Source organism: Bradyrhizobium sp. RDI18 (assembly GCF_043203335.1).
GTDB classification, from domain to species: domain Bacteria; phylum Pseudomonadota; class Alphaproteobacteria; order Rhizobiales; family Xanthobacteraceae; genus Bradyrhizobium; species Bradyrhizobium retamae.
In genome coordinates this window covers 5,457,622-5,471,478 of sequence record NZ_JBICRN010000008.1, presented here as the reverse complement: position 1 = coordinate 5,471,478, position 13,857 = coordinate 5,457,622, and the positions used below count along the sequence as shown (strand labels likewise).

The window sequence follows — 13,857 nt, the reverse complement described above, 5'->3', positions numbered from 1 at the left end:
TTTGTACCGGCTTTTTGACCGCCCAACCGGAACGTTCCTGCCGGGGAGCAGTTGCGGCACTACGAGGATTCGGCAAAACTCGCAACCTGCCGTGACTTGATTCCAGCGGGGCCCGGAGAACCTTTTAATTTGGCAAAGATTCTCGTCGTGGATGACGATGTGGCGGTCCAGATGACCGTCCGTCTGCTGCTGGAGCGCGCCGGGCATAGCGTGGTCACCGCCGGTGACGGGCGGCACGGTCTCGCATTGTGCCAGAGCGGCGATTTCGATGTGCTGTTCCTCGACATTTTTATGCCTGGAATGGACGGATTTGAAACCATGCGGATGGTTCGCCAGCAGCGGCCGCACATGCCGATCATTGTCATCTCCGGCCGGCCGATCTCGCCCGAAGCGGACGCGCCCGACTTCCTGACCATGGCGACCAAGCTCGGAGCGATTTCCAGTCTGCAGAAGCCGTTCCGGCCGGCCGACCTTCTGGCTGCCGTCACGGGCTGCCTGGAAGCCGTCGAACGTGGCTCGCCGCCACGGCCCGCGGTGTTGCGTCCTCCCCGTAATGCGCCATAGCATCCGATTCGTCCGGTGGATTGCTGGATTGGAGCGGGAGGGCAAGCGAACACCGACATGACGCTCACAACCAGGCTAGCCATCGCGATGATTGCGTTGGTCGCGCTCGCGGTTACCGCGGTCGGATGGCTGAGCTATCACAACCTGGAACAGGCGCTCCTGCAGCGCGCCCGCGATCGCATCGAGACGCATTCGCGGCAGCTTGCGACCGATCTGGAGTATTATGCGGCGAGCGCGACCGGAGATGTTGCGGGCTTTCGCTCGGCGGTGGCGCTGCACGGGCTGGTCCGTGCCCGCCAGGCGGGCGGCATCGATCCGGTCGATGGCGTCTCCGAAAAGATCTGGCGCGACCGGATAGCGTCACGTTTCGCTGCGGAACTTGAAGCCAAGCCGACATACGCGATGTTTCGGATTATCGGCCTCGACGACGACGGCCGCGAGCTGGTCCGCGTCGACCGCAATGGACCAAACGGCACGGTTCGGATCGTCCCTGAAGCGAGCCTGCAGAAGCGAGGCGATCGCGGCTATTTCCAGGAAACGATCCGGCTGGGTCCCAAACAGCTCTACGTCTCGCCGCTCGATCTCGGCCGCTTCAACGGCCTGATCGAAGAGGTGCACCGGCCGACGGTCCGCGTCGCGACGCCGATCTTCACGACCGACGGCAAGCCGTTCGGCATTTTCATGATCAATGTCGACATGCGGCGCGCGTTCGACCGTATCAGAGCATCGGCGTGGCCGGGCGAGACGATCTACGTCGTCAACCGGCAGGGCGACTATCTCATTCACCCCGACCGGTCGCGCGAATTCGGCTTGTTGCTCGGCAAACCCAACGACTGGAAAGCTGACTTCCCGCATCTGGCGTCGCAGGCCGGGGCAAAGCAAGGCAGCGCCGAAATCATTGCGGACCAGGCTGGGCGGTCCAACGGGATCGCGTTTGCTCCCGCCGTCCTGGCCGGTTCCGAATGGGTTGGGATCATCGAGACTACCCCGAACGCCGTGATCATGGCGCCGGCTGCGAGCATCCGAAATACCTCGCTTCTGGTCGGGGCGATCGCGGTGTTGTGCGCAGCAGTGCTGGCGCTGCTGATCGCGAGGTCGCTGGCCCGGCCGATTGTCCGCCTCACAGAAGCCGTTCAGGGCGTGGCCAAAGGGAAGGCAGCCATCCCGGTCGATGCGCGCGGCGAGACCGGCGTGCTCGCGCGGGCGTTTGCGTACGCGATCGAGGAGATCAATGCAAAAACCGCGGCGCTCCAACAGGAGGTCGAGGAGCATCGCCGCACCGTAGCTGCGCGCGATCATCACGCGGAACGGGAACGGCTGTTCAGCGCAGCGGTCGAATCCTCCAGTGACGCCATCGTCACGACGTCGCTCAATGGCACGATCACCGGCTGGAATTCGGCCGCGGAGCGGCTGTACGGGTACACGGCTGCGGAAACTGTGGGCAAGAGCATTACCCTTGTCGTTCCGATGGACCGGCTGCCCGAGGTGCATGACACGTTACGCCGGATCCGCTCGGGCGAACGCATCGAGCAACATGAAACCGTCCGCCTGAAAAAAGATGGCAGCCGGATCGAAGTCTCGCTCAGCGTCTCCCCGATCAAGGCTCCCTCGGGCGCGACCATCGGCATTTCGAAGGTGGCACGCGACATCACCGAAACAAACAAGACCAGGCAGGTGCTGCGGCAACAGACCGAAGAGCTTCGCCGCATCTTCGAGACCTCGCAGGATCTGATCATGGTGATGGATTCCCGGGGATTCCTGGTTCAGATCAGCCCGAGCTGCGAGGCCATATTGGGTTATCGGCCGGAAGAAATGATCGGGCGCAGCGGCGAGGATTTTATCCACCCCGACCACCTCGAGACCTCGCGTCAGGAAATGCGTGCAGCACGGCGCGGGCTGCGCCCGAAGATGTCCGACACCCGCTGCATTCACAGGGATGGACGAGAGGTGTGGTTGTCATGGCTCGGGACATGGTCCGAGCCGGTCAAGCGCTTCTTCTTCGTCGGCCGTGACATGACCGAGGGCCGGTTGGCGCAAGAGACGTTGCGCGAAAGCGAGCAGCTCGCGCGCGGCATCATCGACACCGCGCTCGATGCCTTCGTGCAGATGGACGATCAGGGCATCGTCACCGACTGGAACTCGCAGGCGGAGAAGATATTCGGCTGGTCGCGCGCGGAGGCGATCGGCACCAAGCTGAGCGAGCTGATCATTCCCGACGCCCATCGCGCCGCGCACAAGGCCGGCCTGGAGCGGTTTCTGCGCACCGGCGAGGCCGCCATCCTCGACCGCCGCTTCGAAATCGAGGCGATGCGGCAAGATGGAATGGAAATCAAGGTCGAGCTCAGCATTACCGCGCTTCGGCGGCGCAACGGATTCGTGTTCAACGGCTTCATGCGCGACCTCACCGACAGGATCGCGGCCGAGGACAGGATCCGGCAGGCCGAGAAGATGGAGGCGATGGGACAGCTCACCGGCGGCATCGCGCACGATTTCAACAATATCCTGACGGTGATCACGGGAACGATCGAAATTCTGGCCGACGCCGTCAAGGGCGAACCACAGCTTGCCGCCATCGATGAGGCGGTCTCACGCGGCGCCGACCTCACGCAGCACCTGCTCGCCTTCGCGCGCAAGCAGCCGCTGGAGCCGAAGGTAACCGACGTCAACACGCTGATCATCGACACCGCGAAACTGCTGCAGCGGACGCTCGGCGAGCATGTCGAGATCGAATCAGTGTTCGAAGACGAAACATGCGCTGCGATCGTCGATCCCAATCAACTCGCCACCGCGATCCTCAACCTGGCCCTAAACGCCCGCGACGCGATGCCCGATGGCGGCAAACTCATCATCGAAACCGGCTTCGTCATGCTCGACGACAATTATGCGAGGATGCACAGCGACGTCCGGCCCGGTCGCTACGCCATGATTGGGGTGAGCGATACCGGAACCGGCATTCCGGCTGCGATGCTCGACAAGGTATTCAATCCGTTCTTCACCTCGAAGGGACCCGGCAAAGGCACCGGCCTCGGGCTGAGCATGGTATACGGCTTCATCAAACAATCGGCCGGCCACATCATGATCTACAGCGAAGAAGGTCACGGCACGACGATCAAGATGTATCTGCCGCCGGCCACGGGCGCATTGCCGGCGGCCGAGGCTACGCTGGCGCCGGCTGTCGAGGGCGGCCATGAAACAATTCTGGTGGTGGAGGACGACAAGCTGGTGCGCAACTATGTGCTGGCGCAACTGCATTCACTCGGTTACGTCACGCTGGATGCGGCGAACGCCACTGAAGCCCTCGCGTTGGTCCATACCGGCCGTCCGTTTGATCTGCTGTTCACCGACGTGATCATGCCCGGCATGAACGGCCGCCAGCTCGCCGACGAGATAGCGAAGGCCAGGCCCGGACTAAGGGTACTGTTCACCTCGGGCTATACCGAGAATGCCATCATTCATCACGGGCGACTCGACGAAGGCGTATTGCTGCTCGCCAAGCCCTATCGGAAATCGGATATGGCGATCATGATCCGCAAAGCGCTCGCCGATTGATCGCAACGGCGGCACCTGCATCCAGCGCAAGGGGATCTGGCCTGCCTGCGATGCGATATGCCTTGATCAGACCATGGATCAGATCTGGCCCTGTCGCTGGGTGGTCATCACGATGCGAACCAGGTCGGCGGCATTCCGCGCGCCGAGTTTCTTCATGATATTGGCGCGGTGATCCTCAATCGTGCGCGGACTGATCCCGAGATGCCGCCCCGCTTCCTTGTTGGAAGCGCCGGCGGTGAACTGCTCCAGCACCTCGCGTTCGCGTCGCGTGAGCGGTTCCCGTCCCGGAAAATGCAGGGCCGCGATGCGCGACGACGTACTTTGCGCCTGCCGGCGAGCATAGGCCTCGATCGCCTCATCGAGCCTTGCCACGATTTCGCTGCCGCGAAACGGCTTTTCGATGAAGTCCAGCGCGCCGTTCTTGATGGCGCTGACCGCCATGGCGATATCGCCCTGCCCCGAGACCATGAAGATCGGTGCAGGGTAATCCTCACCATGAAGCTCTTTCAGAATATCGAGGCCGGACTTACCGGGGATATGCACGTCGAGCAGGATGCAGGCTGGCGTCCGTGTTCGTGCAATCGCCAGCAGCGCGGCGCCGTCGGCGAAACAAATAACCTGATAGCCTGCTGCCGACAGCACCATCGAAAGCGTGTCGCGAACGGCAGGGTCGTCATCGACTACGAAAATCTCCCCGCGGGAGGGGGCTTTTTCAGCCATGTTCCATCGTCCATGCGTGGTTGAATGTGACGCACACTCGGATAACGGTATTCACTTCATACCGGACCGTATTTGTACGGGACCACGGCTTAACGCACAAGTAGCAACGCACACCAAATAAAATAACTAAGGAGCGCTCGTATGCAAAACGCAGCAGGCGACAGCGTCGCATAGGCGCGCCCCACGTGGTTTCAGACCTCATCAACTTGGTCGAACACGTCCGGAACAGCCTGCGACTGATTGAACAAATGATTGCCAGGGAAGTTTCGCCCGGCGCTCCCGAGAGTTCCATCAACGTCATCGCGCTTGACGACGTGGCAGCGCCATCCGCTTCAGCTCATCGCCTCTTCGGATTTTGACGACGCGCCTGACTTTTTCTTGCTGTGCTTGCCTCTCAGGAAGCGGATGTCCATTTCCGTGCCGTTGACACGAACGAGCTCGCACCGGCGATAGGCGAGGCCGGTCGACGACAGCAGCAGGAAGAACTCCTTGAGATTGAGGCCTTGAATGGAGCCTTCCACAGTCAGTTCGGCGTCGGTGTCCGAGATCGCGTTGAGCTGGCAGTCCCTGCGCCAAGTCCCGTCGATCGCCATGATACAGACATCATAGCCGCGGCTGAATGTAACCCGCTCCGTGCCTTTGCCGTCCTCTGTCATCGCTCACCGTCCCGCCATTGCCGCGATTCTTGGCATTGCCGCTGCGCCCTGCGGAGATGCGGCACGCGCACCGTTCGGCCGATAGAGGCCGCGCTTGTCCGGGAACGGCTTGAAGACATCAGTCAGGCCGACGACCGTTTCCGCCGCTCCCAGCACCAGGAAGCCATCGCCTTCCATTGCCTTGGCGAGACGGCCAAAGATATTGATCTTGGTCTCCTGATCGAAATAGATCAGTACGTTGCGGCAAAAGATGACGTCGAAGGTGCCGAGCTGCGAGAAATCGTGCAGCAGATTGAGCTGGCGATGCTGCACCATGCCGCGCAGCTCCGGACTGATCTGCCACAGTTCGCCGTTCTGCTTGAAATATTTGACGAGAAGCTGAATCGGAAGGCCGCGCTGGACCTCGAACTGGCTGTAGACGCCCGACTTCGATTTTTCGAGCACTTCCTGCGACAGGTCGGTCGCGATGATCTCGATCCGCCAGCCGGCTAGCGCCGCGCCCATTTCCTTCAGCGACATGGCAAGCGAATACGGCTCCTGGCCGGTCGAGCCGGCGGCACACCATATCCTGATGCTCTTGCGGCCGGCGCGCGCCTTCAGCATCTCCGGCATGATCGTATCGCGGAAGTGCTCGAACGGCACCTTGTCGCGGAAGAAGAAGGTCTCGTTGGTGGTCATGGCCTCGACCACCTGGGCGATGATCGATGACGATCCGCCCTTCATTTTCTGCACGAGTTCGCCGATGCCCGACACGCCGCATTTGCGCGACAGCGGAAGCAGGCGGCTTTCGATCAGGTATTGCTTGTCTGCGGACAGGTCGAGACCGGAATGATCCTTCAGGAGCTTACGCAGATACTCATAATCTGTCGGGGTCACGGGAGCCTCTCAAGGACAAGCGATAGGATTCAGATCGGGCTCTATTCCGGGAGCGCGACCAGGCCGACTTCCTGGAATTTTGCCGCGACGATGTCCTTGTCGAACGGCTTCATGATGTATTCATTGGCGCCGGCATGCAGCGCGCGAGAAATATGATCCATGCCGTTCTCGGTGGTGCAGAACACCACCTTGGGCGAGTCGCCGCCGGGCAGGCGACGCAGATGGCCGAGGAATTCGTAGCCGTCCATGACCGGCATGTTCCAGTCGAGCAGAACTGCCGTGGGCATGGCACTCTTGCAGGCCTCAAGCGCCTGCTCGCCGTCCTCGGCTTCAGTAATTTGGAAGTCCAGCTCTTCCAGGATGCGGCGCGCGATCTTTCGCACGACGCTGGAGTCATCGACGACAAGACAGGTTTTCATCTCGGCCTCCTTGGTTGACGAGCGGCCTACGCTGCGAGGGTTGCTTTCGGTATGATTTCGAGAACGCGATCGACGTCGAGGACGACCATGAGCTGGCCGTCGAGGCGGTGCACGCCGCCGGCGAGCTTGGCGAAGCGGGGGTCGAGGTTGACGGGGTTTTCCTCGCGGCCATTGTCGGGCAGCCGCAGCACCTCGCCGATCTGGTCGATCAGGAGGCCGTAGGACTCGCCTCTGAGGTCGACGCCGACCGCCATCGGCGGCTTGCCGTCATCGTTCTTCGGCAAGCCGAGCCGGGCGCGCATGTCGACCACGGTGACGATGCGGCCGCGCAGGTTGAGCACGCCGGCGATCTCAGCGGAGGACAGCGGCACCCGCGTCAGCCGTTCCGGCATGAACACGTCCTGCACCCGCGAGATCGGCAGGCCGAACAATTGCCCGCCGATCACGGCGGTGACGTATTCGGCCACGGTGCCCTCGATGGTCTCGGTCTTGGTTGTCATGGTCTAACTTCCTTATGCCCCGGCCAAGCTTGCTTAGGCCGGGCTGAACTTGTTCATGCCGCGCGCCGGGTCTCGGCGGTCTGTTCCTTCAGCGCCGCGATCAGGCCGGGGCGGTCGAACTTGGCGACGTAGTCGTGGAAGCCGGCCTGCCGGCCGCGCTCGATCGCCGCCGGCGACACCAGCGAGGACAGCGCGATGATCGGCAGCGTGCCCAGATTGTTGTCGGCCCGGATCGTCTCGGCGAATTCGAAGCCGTTCATGTCGGGCATCTCGATGTCGGTTAGCACCACGTCGAAGCTCTGGCCCGAGCGCAGCGCCGAGAGCCCCTCCTGCGCGTTGACGGCGACCCGCACCTTGTAGCCGGCGGCTTTCAGGACCGGCGCCAGCATGTTGCGGAAGAAGGCGCTGTCATCGACCAAGAGCACCGATTGCGCGGTCGAGGAGGCCCGCATCTCCTTGCGCGAGAACCAGTCGGCAAACGCCATCGGCAGGAAGTGGCCGACGTCGATCACCTCGGTGGCCTGGCCCTTGATCACGGCGGAACCCAGAATGCCGTCCTGCTGGCCGGCGACCTCGATGTGCAGCCGCTCCTCGACGATGTCGATGATCTCGTCGACCACGAGCCCCATCGAGCGGCCGTCGTCGGCGAACACCAGGATCGGCTGCGCGCCGGATGTCTGGACCGTGACGCCGGCCATCTGCACCAGCGGCATGAGCTGGTCGCGGTACTGCACCATGTAGCGGCCGTTGGAGAGCTCGATCTTGTCGGTGGCGATCTCTTCCAGCCGGGTGACGAGGCCGAGCGGCACCGCCTTGGGCTGCGCGGAGCCGGCGCGGAACACGAGCAGCGAGGTGAGCTGCTCGCTGCCGAAGCCATGCGCCGCGGCGGCTTCGTCGGCCATCTCATGGGCCGAGGAGCCGGAGGCGCCGAGCGCTTTCGCAATGCCGTTGGGGTCGATGATCATGATCACGGCGCCATCGCCCAAAATGGTGTTGCCGGAGAACATGTCGATGTGCCGCAGCTTGGTCGACATCGGCTTGACCACGATTTCTTCGGTGTGGAACACGCCGTCGACCACGATGCCAAAGGTCTGGCTGCCGACCTGGGTGACCACGATGAAGCCGTTCTCGGGGTCGCTGGAGGAACCGTCGTCGATCTTCAGCAGCTTCTTCAGGTGCATCAGCGGCAACAGCTTGTTGCGCAGCCGCAAGACCGCGGTGTCCTTGATGCGCTCGATGCGGTGTTCGGAGTTGGCGCGGGCGCGCACCAGCTCGACCACCGATAATTGCGGGATCGCAAAGCGGTCGCCGGCGGCTTCCACGATCAGGGCCGAGACGATCGCCAAGGTCAGCGGGATCTTGATGGTGACGGAAGAACCTTCGCCGGCCACGCTCTTGATGTCGATGGTGCCGCCGATCTGGTCGATATTGGTGCGCACCACGTCCATGCCGACGCCGCGGCCGGAGACCGAGGTGACCTGCGCGGCGGTGGAGAAGCCCGGCGCAAAGATGAACTTGTGGATCTGGGCTTCGGTCATCTTCTCCAGTTCAGCCTCGGTGACGAGGCCGTTCTGCAGCGCTTTGGCCTTGATCCGCTCGGTGTTCAGCCCGCGGCCGTTGTCCGCAATGCAGATGATGATGTGGCCGCCCTCGTGATAGGCGGACAGCCGAATGGTGCCCTGCTCGCCCTTGCCGGCCGCGAGCCGCTCGGCCGGGGTCTCCAGGCCGTGGTCGGCGGAGTTGCGCACCATGTGCGTCAACGGATCCTTGATCAGATCGAGCACCTGGCGGTCGAGCTCGGTGTCGGCGCCGTGCATCTCCAGTTCGATCTGCTTGCCGAGTTCGCCCGAGAGGTCGCGCACGATGCGCGGCAGCTTCTGCCAGGCATTGCCGATCGGCTGCATCCGCGTCTTCATGACGCCTTCCTGCAGCTCGGCGGTGACGTTGGAGAGCCGCTGCAGCGGCACCTTGAACTCGGTGTCCTCGTTGCGGCGGGAGATTTCCAGGAGCTGGTTGCGGGTCAGCACCAGCTCGGAGACCATGGTCATCAGATGTTCTAACGTGTCGACGTTGACGCGGATCGACTGGTTGGCGATCTTGTCGGCGACCTCGCCGTCGGCATCCATGGCAACCGGCTTGCGGGCCGGCTTTGCCTTGGCCGTTTCCTTGGCTTCCTTAGCCTCAGGCGCCGGCGCAGCCTTGGCGACGGGTGCCGGCGCGGCTTCGGTCGCGGTCTCGCGGAAGGCGCGCTCGAGGTCGTCGAGCGAGACTTCGCCCGGACGCAACGGGCGTTCCAGCACCTGCTCGACCAGCGTGCCCTTGGTCATCGCGGGCGCGACCGGCGGCGCCGCCACGACGGGCGCGGGCGCAGGCTCAGGCGGCGCTTCCGCCGCATGGCTGCCGCCTTCGGCCATCGCATGCAGCTTCTCGATCAGGTCTTCGTCGGTGCCCTCGGGCTCGGTCTCGGTGGCTTCCAGGCCGGCGAGGATTTCCTTGATGCGGTCAATGCTCGACAGGATCAGCGTCACGGCTTCGGCCTTGACCGGCATGCCGTCGCGGAATTTGCCCATCAGGGTTTCGCCGGCATGGGCCAGTGCTTCCAGCCGCGGCAGGCCGAGAAAGCCGCAGGTGCCCTTGATGGTGTGGACCAGGCGGAAGATGTTATCCAGGATCTTCGCGTCGCTCGGGTCCTGTTCGAACCGCACCAACTGATTGTCGACCGTATCCAGGCTCTCGCTGGTCTCCGTCAGGAACTCCCGCAACAGATCATCCATAAGAGCACGCCCTCTAAATCAGATACTGGCCTTCTCTAGAAATAACCCTTGGGTTTTCACGGCTGCGTTAATTTCACCGTCCGTGCTAATACGGATATGGTGAATAATTTCGTGAGCGGTGACGCGACTGCGGGATCGAGAGACGATCGACGACGCGCATCTCGTGCGGGATGACAAATATTGAACGCTCATAAAAAAACGGCGGGGAGATCCCCGCCGTTTTGATCTTGTATTTGGCGCTTATTAGCGGAGCAACTGCAGCACGCTCTGCTGGCTCTGGTTGGCCAGCGCCAGCGCGGACACCGCGATCGACTGGCGGGTCGACAGCGCCTGGCTGTTCGCCGCTTCCTCGTTGGTGTCGGCCAGCGTCAGGTTCGACGAGCCGGTCTGCAGCACGTTGATCAGGTTCTTCGAGAAGTCCTGACGGATCTGCACGATCGACAGGTTCGAACCGAGAGCCGAAGCCTGCGTACGGAGAGCGGACGAAGCCTTGCCGAGGCTCGTGATCGCCGAGTTCGCCGAGGCGTTATCCAGAAAGTCCGTGCCAGCGGTCAGCTTGGACAGGCCGAGCCCGGTATAGCCGAACGACACTCCCTGGATCGTCAAGGTCGACTTGCCGGTTTCGTTGAAGGTCAGCTTGAGCTGATCGCCATTGAGCAAGTTGATGCCATTATACGAAGCATCCTGAGCCGTAGAGGTGATCTGGTCCAGGATGTTGTTGTACTGCGACACCAGGTTAGCGCGAATGAGCTGCGCCTCGGGATCCAGGACTGGAGCAGCGCCCGCCAGGCCGTTAAACGGCGCGCCACCGCCAGCCGCCGTACCGCCGATGGTTCCGATTGTCGAGGAAGCCGCTTCATTGGTCGTCGTGATGGTGATCCTTCCAGTCGTGTCGATCGACGCCTGGAGGTTGTTGGCGCTGAGCTTGGAGTTCAGATCGTTCAGCGATTTCACCGTGCCGCCGGTGCCGTCACCGAAGGTAATGTTGGTGGCAGTCCCGTTGCCGGTCGCGCCGATGGTCAGGGTCAAGCCGTTAAGCGCGCTGGTGCCGCCGCCGCGGGTCGCGGTGTTGGCGGCAGCCGCGCCGAGGCCGAGGGCGGTCAGGACGCCCGCCGAGCCGGTCACGGCAAGGTTGTTGGCAAGGCCGGTGTTGAGCTGGATCACACCGCCGGTCACCGTCGAGGCGTTGGTGGTGTTGCCCTGCAACTGGTCGAGCGCGGCAACGAAGTTGGTCAGGCTGGTATCGACGCCCAGCGTCCAGGCGGCACCTGCACCGGCCAATCCGCCAGCACCGGCGGCGAAGGTGATGGTCGCGCCGTTGATGGTGACCGTGTCACCGGCGGCGATCGCCTGGGCAGCACCGCCGTTGTCGGTCAGCGCCGACAGCAGCGTCGCGCCGGTCGCGTTGGTCGCAGCAGCCGAATACAGCTGCGCGCCGGCGGTCGCGGTGGTGTTGGTGAAGGCCGAAACGGTACCGCGAAGATCCGATGCGGTTGCGCCCGTGATCGCGGTAGTCGTGACGCTGGACTTTGCAGAGTAACCCACCGCGGCCTGCAACGCCTGATTGGCAACAGACTTCGCACTGTCGACCAGCTTCTGCAACGAAGAGATGCCGGTGTTGGCGGCCTGCAAAACCTGAACGCCATTGCTGACGCCATCGAGCAGGTTGTTGATGTCGCTGGCGCGGTTGTCGAGCGAGGCGGCAGTGAAAAAGTTGGTCGGATTGTCGAGGGCCGTGTTGACCTTCTTGCCGGTGGCGAGACGGTTCTGCGTCGTTGAGAGCAGTTCAGCGGTCGACTGGAGGGAGAGGAGGTTCTGGCGAACCGACGCGGAGAGGACAATGCCTGACATGTCTATTTCCTTCTGGTTTCGAAGCCATTTCTTTGGCCCTGCCAGCAATACAGAGCGAGATTTAACAATGCCTCAACTTGACGGCTCTGATTTGCTGCAATCGGACACTGAACTGCCAATGGTTAAAGCTGAGCTAAGCAGCAAACCGTAAAAGCACGGTTAAGTGGCCGTGACCGCGGCTTGCAAAAATTCTGGCGATTGCTGGGCTGAGAAATTCGCCGGCCGCTAGTTCGACTGGACGATGCCGCTGAAGCGGGAGCGGGCTTCGGCAAGACATTCGTTGACGACTGCCAGGAGCGCGCCAGGCGTGAACGGCTTGCGCAGGCAGCGCGTGGCACCGAGCTCGAGCGCCATGCGCAGGAAGTCCGGCGCCGGCGAATCGAGATTGGCAAAGGCGTATCCGGACATCGCAACGAGCGGGATCGTCGGCGCGCGCTCGTGAAAAATCCTGATCGATTCGAAGCCGCGCATGTGCGGCATGAAGATATCGACGAGCATCAGGTCGAAGCCGGAATCTTCCAGCGCACGGAGCCCGGCTTCGCCGCCATCGGCTATGGTCACCTCAAAGCCGTGACGTTCGAGATAGATCTCGATGGCCGTGCAGACCATGGGATCGTCATCGACGATGAGAACGCGTGTCATGTCAGTCCCCCGAAGCGGATAGCGAACGTTCAATCCAACCATTCCTCAGTCGCAATCGCAGTGGGGACCACGTATGACCCACCTCCTCGCAGCGTCGGACGCGCTCCGTCAACACGGCCATGAAGTTCCACAAAAGGAACCCCTCGGCTGATCGTGCAGCCGTTTTGTCTGGCGAATCAGTGCGCTATCGCATTTTCCGCCGAAAACAGGCCGCCCTGTCTGCCCTCTACAGTGTATAAGATTGGTTCCACAACCTGGGCTGATCCGGATTGGGAATTGTAGCTCGCCCGCCAGGGGCAAGTCGCGCGGTCGCTGCTTCGAAGATGTTCGCAAGGTTACCGGCGGCGAGTTCGCATCGCCGTGCTTGCATCGCGAAGCGTCGGAGCGGTCAAGGCCCACCTGGCCGAGCCGATGCGCCGGTGCCATCAACCTCGTTCGCCAGTTTTTCTTGCCAATATAATGTGCAAGGATCATCCTGCAGTTCGGACTGTACGCAGCAGACGCCAGAGACCGGCTTGGCCGTAAGGCAGGAGACTGCTTTGGATTCAGCCCCTCGCTCTCCGAATGGATTTTTGTCCTCGCTGACCGCGGACGATTTCGAATTGATCCGCCCGCATCTGCGCGCCGCCGATCTCAGCCAGGAAATGGTGCTGGTCGAAGTCGACGAAACGCTCAAGCGTGCGTATCTTCCGCACAAGGGCGTCATCTCGCTGGTCGTGAAGCTCGCCCGCGGCGAGCACGTCCAGATCGCGATGATCGGCCGCGACAGCATCTTCGGTGCATTTGCAGCCCTCGGCGACGCCGTGGCGTTGAACACCGCCGTGGTGCTGGTGCCGGGCGCGGCCTCGACGATCGATCTCGACCAGCTTCGTGCTGCCGCCGACCAGAGCGCGACATTGCGTACCGCACTGACGCGGCACGGCCTCGCCGTCTATGCGCAAATCCAGCAGACCGCCGGCTGCAATGCCTCGCATACGGTGGAATCCCGGCTGGCGCGATGCCTGTTGCATACACGCGACCTCTCCGGCAGCGACAAGCTGGTCCTGACCCAGGAAGCGATGGCCCAGATGATCGGCGCACGGCGCAACAGCGTTTCCCTGGTGGCCCATACGCTGCAGCAGGCGGACTTCATCCACTACAGCCGGGGGCATATCGAAATCACCAACGTGGACGGCCTGATCAAGACGTCCTGCGAATGCTACACGACGGTCAAGGCGCAGTACACGAGGCTGCTGCATCCGCGCATCCACAGCGCGGCCGCGTAGTCGCTTCCTGCGGTCGACCACGGCCGCAGCCGATCTGCGAT

At 62.6% G+C, this 13,857-nt stretch carries 11 protein-coding genes; 3 read left to right on the top strand and 8 right to left on the bottom strand.

The window, feature by feature from the left end; all coding sequences use genetic code 11:
• Positions 1-129: 129 nt before the first annotated feature.
• Positions 130-564 carry a response regulator gene (locus tag ACFXS9_RS35570; RefSeq protein WP_392700181.1) on the top strand — a complete coding sequence of 145 codons (435 nt, stop codon included), beginning with the start codon at positions 130-132 and terminating at the stop codon, positions 562-564.
• A gap of 57 nt (positions 565-621) precedes the next feature.
• Complete coding sequence (locus ACFXS9_RS35565) at positions 622-4,113, top strand: PAS domain S-box protein (RefSeq protein ID WP_392697470.1); 3,492 nt, start codon at positions 622-624, stop codon at positions 4,111-4,113.
• 78 nt (positions 4,114-4,191) lie between these two features.
• On the opposite strand, the gene ACFXS9_RS35560 is transcribed toward ACFXS9_RS35565, so the two are convergent.
• The 8 genes from ACFXS9_RS35560 to ACFXS9_RS35525 all read right to left on the bottom strand — a co-directional run bounded on the left by ACFXS9_RS35560 (position 4,192) and on the right by ACFXS9_RS35525 (position 12,551).
• Entirely contained in the window at positions 4,192-4,833 is a 642-nt protein-coding gene (locus ACFXS9_RS35560) for a response regulator transcription factor (RefSeq protein WP_057841383.1), read from the bottom strand.
• A gap of 332 nt (positions 4,834-5,165) precedes the next feature.
• The gene (locus ACFXS9_RS35555) at positions 5,166-5,489 is read right to left on the bottom strand and encodes a PilZ domain-containing protein (RefSeq protein WP_334365545.1); all 324 of its coding nucleotides are present in this window, start codon (positions 5,487-5,489) and stop codon (positions 5,166-5,168) included.
• A 3-nt stretch (positions 5,490-5,492) separates the two neighbouring features.
• Entirely contained in the window at positions 5,493-6,365 is an 873-nt protein-coding gene (locus ACFXS9_RS35550) for a CheR family methyltransferase (protein WP_392697465.1), read from the bottom strand.
• A gap of 41 nt (positions 6,366-6,406) precedes the next feature.
• Positions 6,407-6,784, bottom strand: a complete 378-nt coding sequence (locus tag ACFXS9_RS35545) for a PleD family two-component system response regulator (RefSeq protein WP_392697462.1) — start codon at positions 6,782-6,784, stop codon at positions 6,407-6,409.
• A gap of 26 nt (positions 6,785-6,810) precedes the next feature.
• Entirely contained in the window at positions 6,811-7,284 is a 474-nt protein-coding gene (locus ACFXS9_RS35540; protein WP_392697459.1) for a chemotaxis protein CheW, read from the bottom strand.
• Positions 7,285-7,337: 53 nt separating this feature from the next.
• A complete protein-coding gene (locus ACFXS9_RS35535; protein WP_392697457.1) occupies positions 7,338-10,058 on the bottom strand; it encodes a chemotaxis protein CheW in 2,721 nt (906 codons plus the stop codon).
• Between the two features lie 243 nt (positions 10,059-10,301).
• Positions 10,302-11,909: a flagellin gene (locus tag ACFXS9_RS35530; RefSeq protein WP_392697454.1), complete on the bottom strand. Its 1,608-nt coding sequence runs from the start codon at positions 11,907-11,909 to the stop codon at positions 10,302-10,304.
• Between the two features lie 225 nt (positions 11,910-12,134).
• Positions 12,135-12,551 (bottom strand): response regulator, encoded by a 417-nt coding sequence (locus ACFXS9_RS35525; protein ID WP_392697451.1) that lies wholly within the window; start codon positions 12,549-12,551, stop codon positions 12,135-12,137.
• Positions 12,552-13,090: 539 nt separating this feature from the next.
• Here ACFXS9_RS35525 and ACFXS9_RS35520 point away from each other — a divergent pair.
• Complete coding sequence (locus ACFXS9_RS35520) at positions 13,091-13,816, top strand: Crp/Fnr family transcriptional regulator (protein ID WP_392697448.1); 726 nt, start codon at positions 13,091-13,093, stop codon at positions 13,814-13,816.
• The last annotated feature ends 41 nt before the right edge of the window (positions 13,817-13,857 follow it).